Raw genomic sequence first — 21,063 nt, 5'->3', positions numbered from 1 at the left:
GGAGATTTTTATTAATAATTGTGTTAATAAATTGTTTCTTTCTGGGCGTGGCCCATAAAAAAAGGGCCTTGCGGCCCTTTGTTTCAGTTTTAAGACAGCGGTGCCTAGTCTAAAACCTTTGCGATGGCAGTGCAAAGTGGCACCATGTTAGTGTGCGTCATGCCTGCCACATTTAAACGGCCTGAGCCGACGATATACACGCCATGATCAGCTTTTAATGCATTGACTTGGTCTTTATTGAGCCCAGAGAACGAGAACATGCCGTTTTGCTGCTCGATAAAGCTAAAGTCACGCGACACGCCTTGCGCTTTCAATGTTTTGACAAACTCGGTACGCATGGTTTTGATGCGATCGCGCATGTCCGCCAGCTCTTGCAACCACTGCGCTTTGAGCGTCGCGTCATTCAAGATGGTGGTGACGACGGCGGCACCATGAGCAGGTGGATTAGAGTAGATAACGCGAGCGATGGTTTTCACCTGACTAAAGGCCTTGGTGGCTTCTTCTTGGTTACGGCCAACGAGCGTGAATGCACCCACTCGTTCGTTATACAAGCCAAAGTTTTTCGAGAACGAACTGGCGATAAGCAGCTCGGGACACACCTTGGTAAAAATGCGTAAGCCGGCGGCATCTTCTTCGACACCAGTGGCGAAACCTTGATAGGCAAAGTCGAACATCGGCAATAGGCCTTTACGCTGACATAGCTCAGCGAGGGCTTGCCACTCTTGCTCGGTAGGATCGATGCCTGTTGGGTTATGGCAGCAACCGTGGAGCAGCACAACATCACCTGCGTTTGCCTTTTCAAGATCAGCGACCATTGCCTCGAAATCTTTATCATTCTTGGCCGCGTCATAATAGCTGTACTCAGCAAGAGGGAGGCCAGCAGCCGTAAAAACGCCTTTGTGGTTGGCCCAGGTTGGATTGCTGATCCACACTGTCACCTCGCCAAGATGACGTTTAATAAACTCACCAGCCAAGCGAAGCGCGCCGGTGCCACCTGGAGAGTGTGCGGTATGTGCGCGTTTGTCGTTGATCACGTCAGCTTGCTCACCAAACAGCAGTTGTTGCACCGCGAGGCCATATTCGGCCGTGCCGGGAATGCTTAAGTAAGACTTGGTGTTTTCTCTGTCGAGAAGTAGTGCTTCGGCTTTTTTGACAGAAGGGAGTACCGGTGTCTCACCGTGCTCGTTTTTGTAGACGCCCACTCCGAGATTGATTTTGTCTTCACGTGGGTCAGCTTTATATTCTTCAGTCAGTCCTAGAATAGGATCAGCGGGAGCGGCAGAGATTTTCTCAAACATTGGTGTCGTCCATGGTTATGATGAATGAAAGTCAAACTGGCTTTTTTATAACACTTGTCGAGAACAATAGAAACCGGAGGACAAGCGGCCAGTTGTGCGTTCGGTATCGGTTTATGCGGTAAAAGCGCGACTTACGTAGTCAAAACACAAGAAAAAGGCTGCAATATGCAGCCTTTTGAATCGCGAGTTTATTTAGAAGTTGGCATTGCGTGGTGAGCGAGGGAACGGGATCACATCGCGAATATTGCTCATTCCTGTCACGTAGGAAACGAGACGCTCAAAGCCCAAGCCAAAGCCTGAATGAGGGACAGTGCCGTAGCGACGAAGATCGCGGTACCACCAGAAATCTTCTTTCTCAAGACCCATTTCTTCTAGGCGTTGGTCAAGCACATCAAGACGCTCTTCACGCTGAGAACCACCGATAATTTCGCCAATGCCTGGTGCTAGCACGTCCATCGCGGCAACGGTTTTGCCGTCATCGTTCATGCGCATGTAGAAGGCTTTAATATCTTTCGGGTAGTTTTTAACGACCACCGGGGCATTAAAGTGCTCTTCTGCAAGATAGCGCTCGTGCTCAGAGGCTAAATCGATTCCCCATTCTACTGGGAACTCAAAAGTTTGGCCGCTGTTTTGCAGGATGGTGACCGCATCGGTGTAATCCACCTGGGCAAAATCTGCATTAACGAACTTTTCTAGACGTGTGAGTACGTCTTTGTTGATGCGTTGCTCAAAGAACTTCATGTCGTCTTGGCGCTCTTCAAGCACCGCTTTGAACACGTACTTGAGCATGGCTTCTGCGAGGGCCGCTGAATCATCCAGATCGGCAAACGCCACTTCCGGCTCGACCATCCAAAACTCCGCCAAGTGACGGCTGGTGTTTGAGTTTTCAGCACGGAAGGTTGGGCCGAAGGTGTAGACTTTGCTCAACGCACAGGCATAGGTTTCGGCGTTTAGCTGGCCGGATACAGTCAAGAAGGCTTCTTTGCCGAAAAAGTCTTGGTCAAAGTCGACGTCGCCTTGTTCGGTTTTCGGCACATTCGCCAAGTCCAAGCTAGAGACGCGGAACATCTCGCCAGCACCTTCACAGTCTGAGGCGGTGATCAACGGCGCAGACATCCAGTAGTAGCCTTGCTCATGGAAAAAGCGATGGATCGCTTGTGACAAGGTGTGGCGAACGCGCGCCACCGCACCAATCACGTTTGAGCGTGGGCGCAAATGAGCCACTTCACGCAGGTATTCGATAGAATGACGTGTTTTCGCCATCGGATAGGTATCAGGGTCGTCTACCCAACCGACGACTTTCACGGCTGTGGCTTGCAGCTCATAGGCTTGGCCTTTTCCTGGCGACTCGACCACGTTACCCGTGACTTCGACCGAGCAACCAGCGGTCAAGCGAAGAACGTCTTGCTGATAATTATCCAGCTCATTAGGGACCACGGCCTGAATAGGGTCAAAACAAGAACCATCGTAAATGGCAAGGAAAGAAATACCGGCTTTGGAATCTCGGCGTGACCGAACCCATCCACGCACAGTCACTTCAGTGTCGACTGCCGCCTTGCCGCGCAGGACGTCTACTACAGGCGCGTATGTCATAATTCGCTTCTATCTCCGTTTAGGGTAATACGGCCATTCAGTGATGACCGCATCATTGATTTTGCAAGTTAGGCTAGCAAGTTTACCTGTATCCTGTATAGCTTCAAGACTTAGGCGAGTCTGAGAGCTTAAATTGGCCAATTAATCCTTCTAACTGCTCAACCAGTTGCTCAAGATTCGCGCTAATCGCTTTGACTTCATTCGCATTGCTGGCGGTGTCATTCGCGTGGCTTTGGATTCGACCCACTTGAGAGAGGAGGGCATCGGTCATTTGCGCTTGGTGCTCGCTTTGCTGGCTAATGTCGTCCGCGTTGTTATTCACCGTAGTGACTTGATCGGCGATGTTGCCTAGCGCCTCAGAGAGCGCCATGACAGTTTCGCCGCGCTGATTAGCACTGTCACTGGTCGCTTCCACTGCTTTTGCCGAGGCTTCGCTACCTGCACACAGGTTCTCGATAATAGTCTGGATTTCTCCAGTGGCATCATGACTGCGGCTAGCAAGGTTACGCACTTCTTCGGCGACGACCGCAAAACCTCGGCCTTGTTCGCCAGCACGTGCCGCTTCGATAGCGGCATTTAACGCGAGCAAGTTGGTTTGTTCGGCAATTTCACGAATCACGCCCAAAATGGTGGTCACTTGCTGGCTTTGCTGGTTCACATCCAAAATTTGGCTGCGTACCTGGCTAATATCTTCGACGAGTTTGCGAATATCATTGGCGGCAACATTGGCAAGATCACTGCCTTGATTGGCGCTGATGGCGGCTGACTCACTCAGTTGCGCCGCCTCTTGGGTGCGGTTTTGAATATCATGTTGATGCTGTTGAACATTATCGATCGCCGATGACATATCATTGGTTTCATGACGTTGGCTATCGGCTAACTGATCAGTATGACCGGACACACGAATCAAGTTCATGGCCTCGGCTGACAGCGTCTCGGAGGTGCGCTGAACTTGTTGCAAGCTGGCAGAGAAGTTATCAAGCAACTGATCACAGCTATCACATAGCTCGCCAATTTCATCGCCTCGGGTATCATTGAGACGCTCCGCGAGGTTTTTATCATGGCTGGTACGTTTCATAAACGCAGAGACCCGCTTCAACGGAGACACCACCCAACGGCGGATCACCGTTAATGAGATCAGAAAACCCAACACGGCAATACTGCCCATGATCCCGGCAGTAATGAGCATTTCTTTATCTATGGTGCCGTAAAGCGGCTCGAGATCGTATTCCAGGCGAATCACCCCTAGCACTGTCCCTTCTTCGGCGACGTGGCACTGCAGACAGTTAGTCCCGCGATAATCGCTACTGGCTTTCATTGGCAGAGCAACAACGAGTCCTTTTTCACCGTTGCTGTCGACGGTTTCAACAATGGTTTCACCGTCTAGTGCGCGCTGATCAATCGTATCCTGTGGTGACTGCTCGGGATTGCCAGGGCCGAAAAAGCGAGTAATCGCGTCGGAACGGATCACTCGCGCCTCTTCAATGCCTTCATGAGAAAGCATTTTTTCGCGTAAGGTATTTCGTTGGCTAATGGTGCCCGTCAACATCAACATGTTAAGGCTATCAAAATAGTTAGAGGCTTTATCGAGCGTTTGCTGACTAACAATCGATGTCATCAGTGCCTTTTGCTGATGAGATTGGTAGGCCAAAGACGTGACGAGCACCAGAGCGAAAACAAGAAAAAGAGCAAGAAGAATTTTGCTCGCAAGGGTCATGCGCATGAGTCAACCATTTGTTATTAAGTTATGGATTTATCAGTTATAGCCTGTAGCCACTATGTTAAACCCAGAGTGCGCGAGTGGGGGAGTCCCCATATAAAATGTGTGATTTCATCGACGTAAATCGTCCTGTTATTGAGACACGAGTCCGCATTGTCGACTGAATGCCAGATTGGAATGTTAGCTGCGCTTAGCTGGCGAGGAAGCGATTGAGTCATCCGGCTAATTTGAGTAGCATGCGGCCTCTTATTGTTGTTGGAAGAGATAAAATGACCACCGAGTTGTTTAAAGAGTTCACCTTTGAAGCGGCACACCACCTTCCTAATGTCCCTGAGGGACACAAGTGTGGTCGTCTACATGGACACTCTTTTATCGTGCGTTTGTACGTAGAAGGTGAGGTGGATCCTCACACAGGCTGGGTAATTGATTTTGCGGAAATCAAAGCGGCGTTTAAGCCTATCTATAACCGCCTTGACCATTATTATCTCAATGAGATTGAAGGGCTGGAGAATCCGACCAGCGAAGTACTCGCAAAGTGGATTTGGCAACAGGTTAAGCCAGATTTACCGTTACTCAGTAAAGTCATGGTCAAAGAGACCTGCACAGCCGGCTGTACCTATTACGGTGACTAAGGCGCGTGGCGTTGCACGAGTCACGGATCTGAGCGGCGGCGACCTAGGCCGTTGCTCTCCATATCAAGTGTGATACTTGGTTAGCGTGCGCACCTTGGTCGCGCTAGAACGCCGTATAGCGCGTCCGGTGCGGTCAGGATGAGAGGGGTGTTTACCATCGATGCTCAGGCAATCGCCAGATACTTATGTGTTTGTATCGATAGCCGCCAGCCTCGCTGAATGCAGGTATCAATACACAGCTGGGTCGCGCGCGTTTTTTGACTCACGGGCTGTAACGCAATGGTCGCCGTATCAGGCGGCGGGCAGGTGGTGAGTAGCGCATCAAGCTGATCAATATCTTTCTCTGTTCCGACCGGGTGTTTCACTTCATTTGCCCGCGCCATTGCCTCTTTGAGCACTGGCAACTTCCCTCGCATATTGATTTTCGGAGACACAGTGACCCAGGTATTAGCCGACGCTTCAATCGGATAAGTACCACTCGTTTCTATTTGGCATTGGCAGCCAGCGGCTTCTAGCGCATGGGTTAACGGTTTTAAATCGTAAAGGCAAGGCTCACCACCGGTAATCACAATATGACGCGCGTGATAGCGGCTTAGAATATCGGCGGTAATCGCATCAGCGCTGAGCCAGCACCAAGCAGGAGAGTCTTCAGACTTATCAATGATGAAAATCTTGTCTTTCCGATCTTTTTCATCGGTTTCCCAAGTTTGTTTGGTATCGCACCAGGCACAACCAACAGGGCAGCCTTGTAATCGGACAAACACAGAGGGAACCCCTGTAAACGTGCCTTCGCCCTGAATGGTTTCAAATATTTCGTTAACTCGGTACATGATGGTTGGTAGCGGTCGATGTAAAGCGCCACATTATGCCAATGAATACGGCTGAGATCTTGTTTTTTCACGCGTGATTAGCCGTTGAACAGCGTTACTGTTTAAGCGGGTTTTGTGAGTTTGTGCGCGATTTCAGCGATCTAAAGTGACCCACATCACGGGCTAGTGGCTTACTGCTTCACAATTAGTTCGCGAAGTAAAAAAATTCACGAAGACAGGTGGTATCAGGGGTATCACCATAGCCAAGCAGTTATAGGACAAGGCATGATTATTGGGCAGCCGGGACATATTGATCACATCAAGCGTAAAAATGCGGGGACGATTTATAATTTAATCGACCGTTTTGCCCCGATTTCTCGGATCGAACTGTCGAAACGCAGTCAATTAGCACCCGCCAGTATTACCAAAATTGTTCGAGAGTTGATGGACGCGCACTTGGTCAAAGAAACACAAATACAGGGTACCAGCATGCGTGGCCGGCCCGCTGTCGGCTTGGTGCTGGACAATGAGGGCTGGCAATTCTTATCCATGCGACTTGGGCGTGGTTATCTCACCATGGCACTGCACTCACTGAGTAGTGAAATCCTTATTCAAGAACGCCATGAGATTGATGTCATGGCGCAGGATGCCTTGCTTTCCACGGTGGTTGAATACGTAAAAGCCTTTTTCTCACGCCACCAAGAGACGGTCGATCGCGTGACCAGTATTGCGGTCTCGCTCCCTGGATTGGTGAACAGCGCCCAAGGCACAGTGATCCAGATGCCGTACTTTGACGTTGATCATATGCCGCTGGGGCCAGTGTTACACCGTGAGACGGGGCTGCCAGTATTTGTCGGTAACGATACGCGCTCGTGGGCGTTGGCAGAGAAGTTATTTGGTAACGCGAAAGAATCCGATAGTGCAGTGTTGGTGGCTGTTCATAATGGAGTCGGTGCCGGCATCATACTCGAGGGTAAAGTCCTTCAAGGGCGTATTGGCAATGTGGGCGAGTTGGGCCACATCCAGATTAAGCCTTTCGGCAAGCGCTGTTTTTGCGGTAATTATGGTTGCCTTGAGACGGTCGCCAGTCTCTCTGCCGTGTATGAACAGGTACAGACGCTACTGGATGAGGGGCACGCGAGCCAGTTACAGGGTCAAGCATTAACCATAGACGGCATTTGCGACGCGGCGGTGGCAGGCGATGGGCTCGCGCATCAGGTGATCACTGAGTTGGGGCATCACCTGGGTACGGCTATCGCGATTGTAGTGAATTTATTCAATCCAGAAAAAATACTCTTTGGCGGAGAGTTTAATCGTGCCAAGAGCGTGCTTTATCCCGCGATTATGGAGTGTTTAAAGACCCAAACCATCCCGTTATATAGTAAGCACCTGGTGTTGGAAGAGAGCTATTTTTACACCCAAGCCACCATGCCTGGCGCGGCGATGGTCAAACAAGCCATGTACGATGGCAATTTGCTGATGAAAGTGCTGGAAGGATAGGCGTCGTCGTTTCAGTGCTATGACGCCTGGCAACGCTGAAAAACTAACCGGAATGATGGCTTTGTCCTGTCTATCAGAGATAAAAAAAGCAGGTGATTCGCACCTGCTTTTGTGAAAGTGTTTCTTTAAATAGCGATGTTAACTATTTTTTCTTTCTTCAGCCATGCAAGCGGCTGCGGTAAATACCACATCGGTTGAGCTGTTGAGGCCGGTTTCCGCGGAATCTTGCAAGACGCCAATGGTAAAGCCAATCCCTACCACCTGCATGGCAATCTCTTGTGGGATCCCGAACAAGTTACAGGCCAGTGGGATCAACAGCAATGAGCCGCCGGCCACACCAGATGCACCACAGGCTGATACTGCCGCGACAATACTCAGTAGCACCGCGGTGGCGATATCCACCTCAATACCCAAAGTGTGAACTGCTGCCAACGTCAATACGGTAATGGTGATCGCCGCACCGCCCATGTTAATGGTTGCACCCAGTGGAATCGAAACCGAGTAGGTGTCTTCATCCAACTCAAGACGGCGGCACAGTTGCATATTCACCGGGATGTTAGCGGCTGAACTACGGGTAAAGAAGGCGGTTATGCCACTTTCACGTAGGCATTTTAAAACCAGTGGGTAGGGGTTTTGACCTGTTTTGAAGTACACAATCGCTGGGTTAACCACCAATGCGATGGTGAACATGCTACCCAATAGCACACCGAGAAGGTGCATATAACCTGCTAGGGCATCAAAGCCACTTTTAGCCAGTGTGCTGGCGACCAAACCGAAGATACCCAAAGGCGCAAAACGGATCACAAAGCGCACGATCATCGACACGCCTTCTGACACGTCGGAAAATACGCGCTTGGTTTCATTTGATGCGTGGTGCAAAGCAATCCCCAAACCGATCGCCCAAGCGAGGATCCCGATGTAGTTACCGTTCATCAATGCACTGACTGGATTGTCCACGATATTGAAAAGCAAGGTGCTCAATACCTGGCCAATCCCTTCTGGTGGGGTGATGCTGGCATCTGTGGTGGCAAATTCCAAGGTTGTTGGGAATAAGAAACTCATGGTGACTGCCGTCAGTGAGGCAGCCAGCGTACCGACAAGATATAGACCAATAATCGGACGCATGTTGGCGCGCTGTCCTTGCTTTTGGTTAGCAATGGAAGCTGCCACTAAAACGAAGACCAAAATGGGGGCGACGGCTTTCAACGCGCTGACAAAGAGTTGTCCGAACAGTCCTGCATTCGCTGCCCACTCAGGAGACAGGTATGCAAGGACACCGCCGGCAAGAATACCGACAAGGATTTGAAGTACCAACGAGTTGCCTCGGCTGACACTGGCGAGTTGTGTTTGACTCATGTGACTCTCACTTCACTGTGTTTATTATCAATGGCTGTTAATGAATCGTTAGAAGTGACGAATTAAACCAGTTTGATTCACCTGATGTAAAGGGAAAATTACTACTTTGCACTAGTTATGTAGGGCTGAGGCGGAGAGTTGTCATTAAGTAAAGGTTTACTAGGTGTAATTATTCTGTTATCGCTGCGAGGTTAATGATGATAACGGGGAGCTTCGCCGAGTAAATGCATGCATTCTGTTGCCTCTTTAGCATAAAAAAAGGCGGCTTCGCAGCCGCCAGAAGAATAACAACTAACACAGAAATTTTTAGTAAATCGCATGTCCCACGGTATTGAGTAGCTTGCTTACGCCTTTAGTGAAATAGAGCGGCGCATTCGCAACCGTGTAGCATAGGCAGCCTTGTTGGGTGAAGGGCGTATGGTGATGACGACTATCGAGCAAGATAAAATCGCCCGGCACGTATTCACCACTTTCATCTTCGAAGGTACCGTCAAGCAGCAGTGTTAATTCATAGCCTTTGTGGGTGTGCGCTGGCACCGAGCCGCCTTCATCAATATGAAGGAAACTGGCACGTGTTGCCCCTTCATCAAGGTTCAACCGGGCGCGCTGCACTTTGCCAAATGATGACCAGTTGGAATCACTAAAGCGTTGTAGCGCGCGTGGCAGTGTGTAGGTTTTGTCACTGACACTTATTTGTGTTGCACGGACGGGTGCTTGTGCATCGACGGCACCATCATTGGCGCCCGTATCTTCGAAAATGGCAGCAAGCATTTCGTCTTCAGCCGCATAATCCCAATCAGTAGCGGCCGTTTCTTCCTCGTCGAACACGGTCTGTGCAAGCGAAGCTTCTGCAGCGGCGACATATGCTTGGCATTCCTGGCAAAGCTCAACATGCGCTGACAACGCAATCGCCATCGAGGTGGGCAGTTTGCCAGCTGCAAACGCATCAAGTAAATCGGTCGATGGGTGATATTTAATCATTGTTTTACCTCCAGGTGATTGCGGAGCTTTTCCAGACCTAAACGCAATCGGGATTTTACGGTGCCCAGCGGCACGTTCAACTGTTCTGACAACTCTTGATGGGTAAGCTGTTTCAGATAAACGCCTCTTACCACTTGTTGTTGCACGTCGGGTAACTCATCAATGAACGACAGCAACTCTTGATCCATCATATATTGCGCACCCGCATCCGATTCATTGTCCTGCTGGCCGGATTCGAGCACGGGCCAAATATCATCACTGAAATTGTCTTCCCGGTTCGATTGCACCTTACGCAACATATCAAAGCTAATGTTACGCATAATGGTGAACACCCACGTGGTCGCTGCGCCTTTGTCCGAGTTATACAGGTGGGCTTTGCGCCACACCACTAACATGGTTTCTTGTACCAATTCCATCGCCTGGCCGTCAGCGCGAAGGTGCTTGGCACCGTACGAGCGGATCTTAGGACCAAAAAACCGGAAAAGACGTTCAAAAGCGGCTCGGTCGCGCTTCTCCGAGACTTTTAATAATAATGCAGACAACTCTTCCTTCGTCACGTCAGTCATGTTGGCACGCGTGTCCCGTCTGGAAATGGTGGTCTCAGTATACATGGTTTGTGGCGCAGTCATAGTTGAGTCCTATCTGTCGTAGCCGTCCATTTGGCTACCAGTACGTGAGTAGCAGTGATTGGATCACTCGACTTCCTCTTCAAGAAGCTGACTGATGAATTGTTTCGCTTCTTCTGCCGATTCTTGCGCTATAAACCATTGTTTTTGCGCATTAGAAAGCGGCAATATCTCCAGCCAACGCTGACAGCTCCAAGTTAAGTCGTCGAAAGGGGCCGCCTCATATTGCTCTGCGTGCTCAGGATGGGCCGCAAAGACATGTTTTAGCCCGGCTGCAATATGCGCTTTATCGTCGGCTTGGTCATTATCCAAATACTCATCATGAGGCCAATCATTGAGAGCCCGTATGTCACCCACCCACAACTTATCGGCGTCTTGATCGGTCGATAGAATTTCCACACGTTGACGGCCGGCGATCGTAATCCCCAATAAGCCGTCAGGGAGTGTTTCAAAATCGACAATGTCGACCAGTGTGCCGTATTTGTACAGGCGTTTTCCCTGCATCATTGCCAGCACGAACCCCTCTTGGTTTGCAGAGCACTCTCGGACGAGGCGTAAATATCGGGGTTCAAAAATGCGCAGTTTTGCCCTGCCACCCGGTAGCAAAAACAGGGGCAAAGGAAACAGCTTAGTCATACTGATGCCTCCTTCTATTGATTCAACATGCTCCCCACTACGCGTCGTGGGGCGCATGCGATCAAGATAGGCTTTGGATGGCGCTAATCATATTGACATTGATTGCTGCTGTGGCATTCTGGATGTCTAAACGGCCAATAAGAAAGGTAAAGGGAATGAAGATAAAACAACTTGGTGTCAGTCTCGCGTCACTGCTCGTCGCGGTATTGCTCTCAGGATGCGCTGAGGAGAATGAAACGATTAAAATTGGCGCGACGGTAGGTCCCCACGCGCAAGTGGTTGAGTCGGTGGCTAAGCAAGCGAAAGAGGAGGGGATTGATGTTGAGGTCGTGGAGTTCTCCGACTATATCTCGCCTAATGCAGGCTTAGCGGATGGCAGCTTGGATTTAAACAGTTATCAGCATCAGCCGTTTCTTGATAATTTCAACCAAAATCACGATAGCGAGTTGGTATCGATTGGTCGTTCAATCTTGATGCGGATGGGGATTTATTCCGACAAAGTCAACAATATTGAGGCGTTAGCAAATGGCGCACAAATTGCGATCCCCAATGATCCCACTAATGCCGGTCGCGCGCTGTTATTGCTGGAAGACGCAGGATTGATTACGTTGGCTGACAATGTTGGCTTTAAAGCCACGCTGCAAGATGTTCAATCCAACCCTAAACAGCTCGAATTTGTTGAAGTCGAGGCCGCACAACTGCCGCGCAGCTTACAAGATGTCGATGCCGCGGCGATCACTATGAACTATGTGATGTCATCAGGGCTTGATCCGAGCGAGCAGGGCATTTTCTTGGAATCCAAAAATGCGCCTCTCGCGGTGATGGTAGTGGCCGCGCGCAAAGACGACCAAGATAACCCGACGTATCAGCGATTACTCGCGTTATTCCAGTCCGACAAAACACGTCAATTTTTGCAAGACACCTTCAATGGCACCATAGAGCCAGCATTCTAAATCACCGTCACCCCATATAATCGGTCAGTGCAATGCTGGCCGATAGCCAAACGTCACTATTTGTTTACCACTCATACAGTTATTGCTGCTACCATAGTAGCGATTCGCTGATCCGCCATGTGTTAGGGTCGCGAGATCTACCTCCCCACATCACTAAAACGCATAGGAAATTGGATGCAATCGGCTAGTCGCCCATTTAATTGGTCGCCCGTATTGCTGGCATGCCTGACCGTCAGTATTGGGCAATTCAGCATGGGCTTAGTATTCCCGTCTTTGCCCTGGATAGCTCGTGATTTCAACCTCAGTATGGACAATGTCCAGCTACTGATCTCTGCCTATCTACTCGGGTTCGGGCCATCACAGTTTATTTATGGGCCTATCTCAGATGCGCTTGGTCGTCGCCGTGTATTGTTAGCCGGTGTATTACTCTCTTTGATTGGCTTAACCGTGATGGTGAGCTTTAGCGCCAGTTTCACGGGGTTGGTCATTGGCCGCTGTATTCAAGGAATGGGAACCGGCTGCTGTGCCGTGCTCTCACGCGCCTTTACGCGTGACTCGTATTCGGGGGATCAACTGCCGCAAGCGATGTCGTATTTGATTATGGTGGCGTCGTTCACGCCCATCGTGGCGCCCGTTATTGGCGGGTTCGTTAACCATAATCTAGGCTGGCTGGCGATCTTTATTTTGCTGATGGTGTACACCAGCTTGGTGTGGTGCGTGCTGTTTTTTCTGTTCAAAGAGAGCATGCACGCCCGTTCACCCTTGCCCAATGTGAAGGTGATACTTGGCCGCTATGGCGCACTGCTAAAAACACCATACTTTCTCTATTTCGCCAGTATTAGCTGGCTGAACTTTACCTTGGTGATCACCACGGTGTCGCTGATGCCATTTTTAATGCAAGAGCGCATCGGGATGACCTCGGATCAATATGCGCTGTGGGCGCTTATTCCCACGTGTGGCTTATTGCTAGGTAGTACGCTAGTGTCGCGCATTCGCCCGCGTTTGGGTACTAAGCGCATGCTACTGATGGCACCGATGATGCAGCTCACCTCTGCGGTTTGGTTATGGCTGACTCCGATGGACCCTTTATTGCTGATGATCGGGCAGTTCTTTATGGTATTTGGCAACGGGATTGCGCTGCCGTGCGCCCAGTCGCAGGTGATGCAGCCTTACTCTAATCAAGCCGGCACCGTCGCTGCGCTCTCCGGTGGCGGACAGATGATTATTTCTGCGTTGATGAGCATGGCGCTATTGAGTTTGGGCGTTAGCGAAGCCTGGCATCTTGGTGTGGTGGTTGGCGTCTTTGCGCTGCTTTCTGTTCACAATATTTTCCGCGGTTTTGCCGCCCCAAAAGTCAACGTCGCCAATGGCACCATCTGACGGAATACAGAAAGAGCAAGAGCCCCGATACGAATACGAGCTGCTCTTTTAGTTTCTAGCCGCTAGAAGCGAAGCGCTCTGTATTCAAGATCTTGAATCAATCGTAGGTCGGACAAGCGCTAGTGCGATGTGACCCTCATGACTCGATGTAAGTGGCGCGCCCGTTGCACGGCGTCTCCGACATCGATGGTTAACTTTAATACGAGTGTGACTGACGCCCTATCTACTCACCAAAAAACTGCGTAATTGCGGTGATCATCCCTTGGGTGAGTTGGTGAAGTTGGTCGTCGCGGATGCAATAGGGGGGCATCACATAAACCAGTTTACCGAACGGGCGCACCCAAATGCCTTGGGCGGTCATCAAGGGCTGAATATCGGCCAGGTTCACCGGATCGGTCAGCTCTATCACGCCAATTGCGCCAAGCACACGCACGTCTGCCACAGATTCCAATGCGCGAGCAGGCGCTAAGCCAGTTTTCAGCTGCTGCTCGATGTGCGCGACGGTCTGCGGCCAGTCACTTTCTAGCAAGGTATCAATGCTGGCGCAGGCCACGGCACAGGCGAGTGGGTTGCCCATAAAGGTGGGACCGTGCATAAAACAGCCTGCATCACCGCTGCAGACGGTATCAGCCACATGGCGGGTGGTGAGCGTGGCGGCCAAGGTCATGTAGCCACCGGTCAGTGCTTTACCGACGCAGAGTATATCTGGGCTGATCCCCGCGTGGTCGCAGGCAAATAGTTTCCCTGTTCGGCCAAATCCGGTGGCAATTTCATCCACAATCAGCAGCACATCAAATTCGTCGCACAAGGCGCGCACTTGACGCAGGTATTCGGGGTGATAAAAGCGCATTCCACCTGCCCCTTGCACGATGGGCTCTAAGATCACCGCGGCCAGTTGTCCATGATGCGCGGCGAGTGCTTCGCGCATAGGCTGTATGTCGTTAGGATCCCACTTACCGTCAAAGCGGCTTTGTGGCGACGGCACAAAATGATGCTGGGGCAGAAACCCTTTGTAGAGTTTGTGCATCGAATTATCAGGATCCGTCACCGACATGGCGGCGAACGTGTCGCCATGATAGCCATGACGCAAGGTCAAAAACTGTGCGCGTGACTCGCCGCGCCCCTGCCAATATTGCATCGCCATTTTAAGCGCCACTTCTACCGACACAGAGCCTGAATCGGCCAAAAATACTTGCGTGAGTGGCGCGGGTGAATGCGCGACCAAGCGCTCACAAAGCGAGACCGCGGGCTGGTGGGTGAGACCGCCAAACATCACATGCGACATCTTATCGATTTGCTGATGCGCTGCGGCGTTTAAAGCAGGGTGGTTATAGCCGTGAATGGCTGCCCACCATGACGACATGCCATCAATCAAAGCGGTGCCGTCCTCAAGATATAGCTCGGTGCCGCTTGCGTGTGAGACAGGTAAGCAAGGCAAAGGGTCGAGCGTTGAAGTGTAGGGATGCCAGATATGTTCACGGTCAAAATGGGTGTTTATGGTCATAAATAAATCAGATGTAAACCAGTGTGATCTTGTTGTGTTGACAGGTTAACGTCTGTGGGTAGACTAGCCAAGCATTAAAACGACAACAACGGGGAAAACCGCGTGGAAATAAGACACAACTGGACTGCACAGGAAGTGCAAGCATTGTTCGATAAACCCTTCATGGATTTGCTGTTTGACGCGCAGCAGGTGCATCGTGAATATCATCCTGCCAACCAAGTGCAAGTTAGCACGCTGTTATCGATCAAAACCGGCGCGTGTCCAGAAGATTGCAAATATTGCCCGCAAAGTGCGCGGTATCGCACCGATGTTGAAAAAGAGCGCTTAATGGAAGTGGAACGCGTGCTCGAAGCGGCAGAAAAAGCCAAAGCCTCAGGCGCGACGCGCTTTTGCATGGGGGCGGCGTGGAAAAACCCCAAGCAACGCGATATGCCGTATTTGCTCGATATGATCCAAGGCGTAAAAGGATTAGGGCTGGAAACCTGCATGACATTGGGCATGTTGGATGCAGAGCAAGCCAAAACCTTGTCTGAGGCGGGACTAGATTACTACAACCACAATCTCGATACCTCACCTGAGTTTTACGGCAACATTATTACCACGCGGACGTATCAAGAACGCCTCGATACCTTATCTAATGTGCGAGACGCCGGAATGAAGGTATGTTCCGGCGGCATTATTGGCCTGGGCGAAAGTGCCCGCGATCGCGCTGGCTTGCTGGTTGAACTCGCCAACATGCCTGCTCATCCAGAAAGCGTGCCGATCAACATGCTTGTCAAAGTAAAAGGCACACCGCTTGAGAACGTCGATGACGTCGACCCGTTCGATTTTGTCCGCATTATTGCGGTGGCGCGGATCATGATGCCCAAATCGGCAGTGCGGCTGTCTGCCGGCCGCGAAGACATGAACGAGCAAATGCAAACCTTGTGCTTTATGGCTGGCGCAAACTCGATATTCTATGGCTGCAAGCTGTTGACCACACCAAACCCTGACGAAGACGCGGATATGCAGCTATTTAAAAAGCTGGGTATTAATCGCGAAGCGGTCAGCCAAAAGCCCGATCAAGTCACTGAGCACGACTTACTTGAGCAAGTGGCCGAGCGAGTGGCATCGCGCCCGCAAGAAGGCGATCTGTTCTACGATGCCAGTGTCTAAGCACCATGACTGATACAAGATCAGCGCTGACCCGTCGTTACCAAGGCGAACTGGCCGCACGCCAGCAACAAGGCCTGTGGCGGCAGAGTGGTGACAATGCCGTCTCCGAGTCATGGCGCAACTTTGCGGGGAATGATTACTTGGGCCTCGCGCAAGACCCGCGGCTGGTGAAAAAGGCGCAGCAGCATCTTGAACGTTGGGGCGTGGGCGCAACGGCTTCACCGGTGGTATCTGGTTTTACCGCCGCGCATCAATCCCTTTGTGATCAGCTGTGTGACTGGCTGGGTTACCCGCAAGCGATACTGTTTAACAGTGGTTTTGCTGCCAATCAGGCGTTGCTGTTTACACTGTTAGGTAAAGACGATGCCTTGTTTCAAGACAAACTCAACCACGCCTCCTTGATTGAGGCCGGCGTATTGAGCCCTGCCACGCAGCGGCGGTTTCGTCATAACGACATGGCACACCTTCGCCAATTGCTCGCGAAGCAAACCCAGCCTTCCGCATCGCTGATTGTCTCGGAAGGGGTATTCAGCATGGATGGCGATGTGTCGCCAACCGAAAGTCTTGCCACGATTGCCAACCAATCGGGGGCGCTCTGGGCTCTGGATGACGCGCATGGGATTGGCGTGTTAGGGCAAGAAGGCGAGGGCAGTATCAGTCGTGGCGCGCGGCCGGATATTTTAATCGTGACGTTTGGAAAAGCCCTGGGCGTCGCCGGCGCGGCAGTGTTGGCTTCTCCCACCATCATTGACTATTTACGCCAGTTCGCTCGCCATTATGTGTACTCGACGGCTATGCCACCGGTGCAAGCGGCACTCATTGAGGATGCGATTAGGCTGGCACGAACAGAGCACTGGCGGCGAGAAACACTCAGCGCCCATGCTGAACAGCTAGCGCAAGGGCTCCACGATTGGTTAGAGACGACGTCTGTTTTCGAACCGCCCGCTGGTAATCGGCAGCATTTACCGCGACTACTTGCGACGCCTAGCCCGATCAAGCCGCTGATTATCGGCGATTTGGCCGCGTTACAGCAGGTGAATCACGCTTTGATGAAAGCCCATATACGAGTAGGAGCGATTCGGCCACCGACTGTGCCTGCTAACACTGGGCGCCTCCGGATCAGCCTGTCCGCACAGCATCAAAAGACAGATATCACCGCGCTGATTGAGGCGCTTAAGCCGCTATTAGCGAGCGACAACACATGCGAGGTGACAGCGTGACCGTCGTCGATAAACAAGCGATTGCTCGCGCGTTTGGCCGAGCCGCGCCCCATTATGATGACAGCGCGACGCTGCAGCGCCGTGTCGGTCATCGGTTAATAGCATTGGCTGAGTCAGAGCAAAAGCAAAAGGCTGTCCGACATGGTACCGTCTTAGATGTCGGCTGTGGCACCGGCTATTTCACCCAGCAGTGGATGACTCACGCTAAAACAGTGATTGGACTGGATCTCAGCGCTCCTATGCTTGCGACGGCAAAAGCGCGCTGCGGCGATGCCATGCTAGCCGTACAAGCTGATGCGGAGCATTTGCCGCTGGCTGATAACAGTGTCGATCTGGCATTTAGCTCCCTAGCATTGCAATGGTGTGACGATTTGCACGTGCCATTGGCGGAGCTGCGTCGGGTCGTCAAACCCGGTGGGCAAATTCTTGTTTCGACACTGCTCACCGGATCCTTGTGTGAACTCGATAGCGCGTGGCAACAAGCATGCGGCACGTCACGAGTGAACCGCTTTATCTCTTTATCAGGGTTACAGCAGGCGACCCAACGCGCCGGGCTGATTCACGCAACCGTGTTGCAAGAAAGCGAACAGCTGACCTTTGCCAATGCCCATGCGGTGATGAAAAGCTTAAAAGGCATTGGTGCCACCTATCGCCCGCAAGGTGCGGGGCAGCAAGGGCTGGCGACAAGAGCGCAGTTTAGCGCGGTGGAGAAGGCGTATCAGCGTTTTGCGCTCGCCGCCAACACCTTACCGGCGACCTATCAAATTGGCTACATAGTGATTAACCACCATGCATGACAGTTACTTTATTACCGGCACCGACACCGAAGTAGGGAAAACCTATACCACGGCGGCGCTGTTACACGCTTTTATCGCAAAGGGCTATCAAGCGGTGGGCTACAAGCCTGTCGCCGCTGGTGCTGATTTAGCGCCTGATCACCAACTAAATAGTGACGCTGTCACTTTGCAGCGCGCCAGTGCAATCGCATTGCCGTATGCCGCGATCAACCCAGTGTTGTTAGAAATGCCATGTTCGCCGCATTGGGCGGCCGCGTTAGCCAATACGCCCATTGATACCCAGATGCTAAGCGATGGGTTAGCACATTTAAAACAGCAGGCACGCCCGGTATTGGTAGAAGGGGCTGGAGGCTGGCAAGTGCCACTGAGTGAGACTGAAACGCTGGCCGATTGGGTAGTTGCCCACCAACTGCCAGTGATCATGGTAGTGGGGATTAAACTTGGCTGCTTAAACCATGCTTTACTCACCGCAGAGGCCATACGTGCACGCGGGCTTACGTTAGCTGGATGGGTGGCAAACGCCGTTGATCCCAAGGCGCAGCACAGTGACGAAATGATGCGCTATCTGGATGCGCATTTAGATGCGCCTTGTCTAGGGCACCTACCGTTTGATCCCGATGCCTCACCAACACAATGCGCGAGTCACTTAGATATTACGCCGTTGTAAACATATTGTGGGAATATAGCGATCAAAAAAGCCAGCGCTGTGCTGGCTTTTGTCTATTTAGGTAGGCAGTTCGGGTAGGCAATTACTTTTGGTCGTCTTGCACACCCATTAGGCTTTGCTGAACCTCGGCCATCTGGCGTGCAGCTGACGCGTCATCCGACGCTAACCCAAGCTCTGAGCAGGCCTCATCGAAGCTCATGCCGAGATGACAGGTTAAGATGTCGATAGCGACTCGGTAGTTTTCTTGCTCTGCCATGGTCTCACTCCATTGATAACGCGTTGCGTTGTTAAGGTTAGGTTGTCCACACGCGGTGGTTGTACACTTAATGCTTGATATGACCGCTGACTGCCCATTACTTTATTGCTTTACGCAGTGCATCAGCGTCATAGTTTTAAACAGCTGCGCATAAATTAGCCTGAGTAAACCGCGATGACAACTCGACCAAAGTCTATATTGGTAGGTTTTTGTCTTTTTTGTTGGGCTTTTCTGCCTCATTAATTGTTAACTGTTTGAATAGATTGTTAAAAACACAAGGTTGCGCGGTATCACAATTTGTTTAGATCAGATCGAAATAACGTGCCACACTAACTGGTCGGCGCAGAGAGTGGATGGGGCGGGCGCCATAAGCGACGACTGGGATTTATTCGTAACAAATTGCATCAAAGGATTGTTTTTATCATTAATGCCCATACTATTTTTATCATTACAACAAATAAGCGCTAAACACTGGGTTTAAGCGACGGAGACACACCATGAAACGCTTAGGATTATTTCTTGCTACCAACCTTGCGGTACTGGTCGTATTTAGCATTGTGATGAATATCATTTATGCCGTGACAGGCATGCAACCAGGCAGCTTATCTGGATTGCTGGTACTGGCAGCGGTATTTGGTTTTGGCGGCTCGTTGATATCGTTGCTAATGTCAAAATCCATGGCATTACGCTCGGTGGGGGCGCAAGTGATTGAGCACCCACGCAACGAAACCGAGCACTGGCTAATGAATACAGTCAGTCAGCAAGCTCAACGTGCTGGCATTGGTATGCCAACCGTGGCGGTATACAACTCGCCTGACATCAACGCCTTTGCCACTGGGGCAAAACGCAATGACTCGGTCGTCGCGGTCTCAAGCGGGTTACTACAAAACATGACTCGTGATGAAGCCGAAGCGGTGCTGGCGCACGAAATCAGCCACATTGCTAATGGCGACATGGTCACCATGACCTTGATGCAAGGGGTGGTGAACACCTTCGTGATCTTTATTGCTCGTGTCATCGCCGGTGCGGTCAGTGGCATGAACAGTGACGAAGAAGGCGAAGGCGGCGGCAACTGGATGATGTACTTCCTGATCTCCTCCGTGCTAGAAATCGTGTTTGGTATTCTGGCGAGTATTCTCACCATGTGGTTTAGTCGTCACCGCGAATTCCACGCCGATGCAGGCTCGGCGCAACTGGTGGGCAAACAGAAAATGATTGCCGCGCTGGAGCGTTTGAAAGTCAGCCACGAGCCGAAGCTGGAAGGCTCAATGATGGCATTTGGCATCAACGGTAAGAAAACGTTGAGTGAGCTGTTTATGACTCACCCACCGCTAGAAAAACGTATCGATGCTTTGCGTCGTGGCGACTATCTATAACCAGATAGCCTTGACGTCGAGTCACAGACTAAGCGGCCTGCGGGCCGCTTTTTGTTTGCGTGCGTCGCCACTTTATTCCCTCACTGGCGAGCATCGCCCCCAATACAATCAACGCCATCGCCACCACGGTAAGTGTACTGACTGTTTCCGAGAACACGGGGATGGCGATCAGCGCGGCCACCACAGGCGTGAATGCGCCTATTGCGGCACTCATTTCTGCCCCTAAGCGACGAATCGCAAAGGCATAGCTGTAGTTGGCAATGATCCCCACGCCTAAACCTTGCGCCAGCACATGGTAGCCAAGCTCGCCGAGAGGGGCCTGGCGCAGGTTAAACGAGACAAGGCCGCTCATCGCGCCCACCGCACCGGCTTCTGCTGCATTTAAGCCCGTGACACGCACGCCAATGGTAAACCACGCCCAGCTGATACCGGCTGCGAGCAAAATCAAATGGCCTTGGGTGACGCGCCACGGTGAGAAGAACAGCGAATGCCATAAAAACGCACCTATGCCGATCACGATCAGCCCGATGCCTAATCGCCGTCCCACCGACAGCGACTCGCCATAAACGCCCCAAGCAATCGCAGAGACAAACAGCGGCAAGAT

At 51.4% G+C, this 21,063-nt stretch carries 20 protein-coding genes; 9 read left to right on the top strand and 11 right to left on the bottom strand.

Features of this window, described 5'->3' with window-relative positions:
• Positions 1-104: 104 nt before the first annotated feature.
• The 3 genes from C7A19_RS15125 to C7A19_RS15115 form a co-directional block, all read right to left on the bottom strand.
• On the bottom strand, positions 105-1,298 hold the full coding sequence (locus tag C7A19_RS15125; RefSeq protein WP_077521505.1) for an amino acid aminotransferase: 1,194 nt from the start codon (positions 1,296-1,298) through the stop codon (positions 105-107).
• A 192-nt stretch (positions 1,299-1,490) separates the two neighbouring features.
• Positions 1,491-2,891: an asparagine--tRNA ligase gene (gene asnS / locus C7A19_RS15120; protein ID WP_069362713.1), complete on the bottom strand. Its 1,401-nt coding sequence runs from the start codon at positions 2,889-2,891 to the stop codon at positions 1,491-1,493.
• A 103-nt stretch (positions 2,892-2,994) separates the two neighbouring features.
• Positions 2,995-4,614, bottom strand: a complete 1,620-nt coding sequence (locus C7A19_RS15115) for a methyl-accepting chemotaxis protein (protein WP_116645326.1) — start codon at positions 4,612-4,614, stop codon at positions 2,995-2,997.
• A gap of 266 nt (positions 4,615-4,880) precedes the next feature.
• Here C7A19_RS15115 and queD point away from each other — a divergent pair, with 266 nt between their 5' ends.
• Entirely contained in the window at positions 4,881-5,243 is a 363-nt protein-coding gene (gene queD, locus C7A19_RS15110; protein ID WP_077486158.1) for a 6-carboxytetrahydropterin synthase QueD, read from the top strand.
• A gap of 164 nt (positions 5,244-5,407) precedes the next feature.
• On the opposite strand, the gene queE is transcribed toward queD, so the two are convergent.
• Positions 5,408-6,073 carry a 7-carboxy-7-deazaguanine synthase QueE gene (gene queE / locus C7A19_RS15105; protein ID WP_077486157.1) on the bottom strand — a complete coding sequence of 222 codons (666 nt, stop codon included), beginning with the start codon at positions 6,071-6,073 and terminating at the stop codon, positions 5,408-5,410.
• A gap of 264 nt (positions 6,074-6,337) precedes the next feature.
• On the opposite strand from queE, the gene C7A19_RS15100 reads away from it, so the two are divergent.
• Positions 6,338-7,552 (top strand): ROK family transcriptional regulator, encoded by a 1,215-nt coding sequence (locus C7A19_RS15100; protein ID WP_116645325.1) that lies wholly within the window; start codon positions 6,338-6,340, stop codon positions 7,550-7,552.
• Between the two features lie 138 nt (positions 7,553-7,690).
• Here C7A19_RS15100 and sstT read toward each other — a convergent pair whose 3' ends face one another.
• From sstT to C7A19_RS15080, 4 genes are all read right to left on the bottom strand, one after another.
• Positions 7,691-8,908 (bottom strand): serine/threonine transporter SstT, encoded by a 1,218-nt coding sequence (gene sstT, locus C7A19_RS15095; RefSeq protein WP_069362718.1) that lies wholly within the window; start codon positions 8,906-8,908, stop codon positions 7,691-7,693.
• A gap of 306 nt (positions 8,909-9,214) precedes the next feature.
• Positions 9,215-9,889, bottom strand: coding sequence for a ChrR family anti-sigma-E factor (locus C7A19_RS15090; RefSeq protein WP_116645324.1), 675 nt, complete (start codon positions 9,887-9,889; stop codon positions 9,215-9,217).
• Positions 9,886-10,518, bottom strand: a complete 633-nt coding sequence (locus C7A19_RS15085) for a sigma-70 family RNA polymerase sigma factor (protein ID WP_069362720.1) — start codon at positions 10,516-10,518, stop codon at positions 9,886-9,888. Before C7A19_RS15085 ends, C7A19_RS15090 begins: the two co-directional genes overlap by 4 nt.
• A gap of 63 nt (positions 10,519-10,581) precedes the next feature.
• Positions 10,582-11,151: an LON peptidase substrate-binding domain-containing protein gene (locus C7A19_RS15080; protein WP_116645323.1), complete on the bottom strand. Its 570-nt coding sequence runs from the start codon at positions 11,149-11,151 to the stop codon at positions 10,582-10,584.
• A 155-nt stretch (positions 11,152-11,306) separates the two neighbouring features.
• On the opposite strand from C7A19_RS15080, the gene C7A19_RS15075 reads away from it, so the two are divergent.
• Both C7A19_RS15075 and C7A19_RS15070 read left to right on the top strand, forming a co-directional pair.
• A complete protein-coding gene (locus tag C7A19_RS15075; RefSeq protein WP_116645322.1) occupies positions 11,307-12,104 on the top strand; it encodes a MetQ/NlpA family ABC transporter substrate-binding protein in 798 nt (265 codons plus the stop codon).
• A gap of 174 nt (positions 12,105-12,278) precedes the next feature.
• A complete protein-coding gene (locus C7A19_RS15070) occupies positions 12,279-13,484 on the top strand; it encodes a multidrug effflux MFS transporter (protein WP_116645321.1) in 1,206 nt (401 codons plus the stop codon).
• Positions 13,485-13,707: 223 nt separating this feature from the next.
• Here the strand turns inward: C7A19_RS15070 and bioA are convergent, their stop codons facing one another.
• Positions 13,708-14,982 carry an adenosylmethionine--8-amino-7-oxononanoate transaminase gene (bioA, locus tag C7A19_RS15065; protein WP_201264106.1) on the bottom strand — a complete coding sequence of 425 codons (1,275 nt, stop codon included), beginning with the start codon at positions 14,980-14,982 and terminating at the stop codon, positions 13,708-13,710.
• A gap of 108 nt (positions 14,983-15,090) precedes the next feature.
• Between bioA and bioB the strand changes: the two genes are divergently transcribed.
• The 4 genes from bioB to bioD are packed head-to-tail and all read left to right on the top strand — an operon-like array spanning position 15,091 to position 18,827.
• Positions 15,091-16,143 (top strand): biotin synthase BioB, encoded by a 1,053-nt coding sequence (gene bioB, locus C7A19_RS15060; RefSeq protein WP_069362726.1) that lies wholly within the window; start codon positions 15,091-15,093, stop codon positions 16,141-16,143.
• A 5-nt stretch (positions 16,144-16,148) separates the two neighbouring features.
• Complete coding sequence (locus C7A19_RS15055) at positions 16,149-17,363, top strand: 8-amino-7-oxononanoate synthase (protein ID WP_116645319.1); 1,215 nt, start codon at positions 16,149-16,151, stop codon at positions 17,361-17,363.
• Complete coding sequence (gene bioC / locus C7A19_RS15050; protein ID WP_116645318.1) at positions 17,345-18,160, top strand: malonyl-ACP O-methyltransferase BioC; 816 nt, start codon at positions 17,345-17,347, stop codon at positions 18,158-18,160. The genes C7A19_RS15055 and bioC overlap by 19 nt, the downstream gene beginning before the upstream one ends.
• Positions 18,153-18,827, top strand: coding sequence for a dethiobiotin synthase (bioD, locus tag C7A19_RS15045; protein ID WP_116645317.1), 675 nt, complete (start codon positions 18,153-18,155; stop codon positions 18,825-18,827). The genes bioC and bioD overlap by 8 nt, the downstream gene beginning before the upstream one ends.
• Before the next feature lie 82 nt (positions 18,828-18,909).
• On the opposite strand, the gene C7A19_RS15700 is transcribed toward bioD, so the two are convergent.
• Entirely contained in the window at positions 18,910-19,083 is a 174-nt protein-coding gene (locus C7A19_RS15700) for a hypothetical protein (RefSeq protein WP_176719660.1), read from the bottom strand.
• Positions 19,084-19,580: 497 nt separating this feature from the next.
• On the opposite strand from C7A19_RS15700, the gene htpX reads away from it, so the two are divergent.
• The gene (htpX, locus tag C7A19_RS15040; protein WP_116645316.1) at positions 19,581-20,459 is read left to right on the top strand and encodes a protease HtpX; all 879 of its coding nucleotides are present in this window, start codon (positions 19,581-19,583) and stop codon (positions 20,457-20,459) included.
• A 28-nt stretch (positions 20,460-20,487) separates the two neighbouring features.
• Here the strand turns inward: htpX and C7A19_RS15655 are convergent.
• A partial coding sequence (locus tag C7A19_RS15655) for a DMT family transporter (RefSeq protein WP_162300289.1) occupies positions 20,488-21,063 on the bottom strand: 576 nt, incomplete at its 5' end.

Origin of the sequence: Salinivibrio sp. HTSP (genome assembly GCF_003390965.1) — a bacterium.
Lineage (GTDB): Bacteria > Pseudomonadota > Gammaproteobacteria > Enterobacterales > Vibrionaceae > Salinivibrio > Salinivibrio kushneri.
Note: the sequence above shows the minus strand (reverse complement) of the source record. Positions and strands in the feature narration are given on the sequence as shown.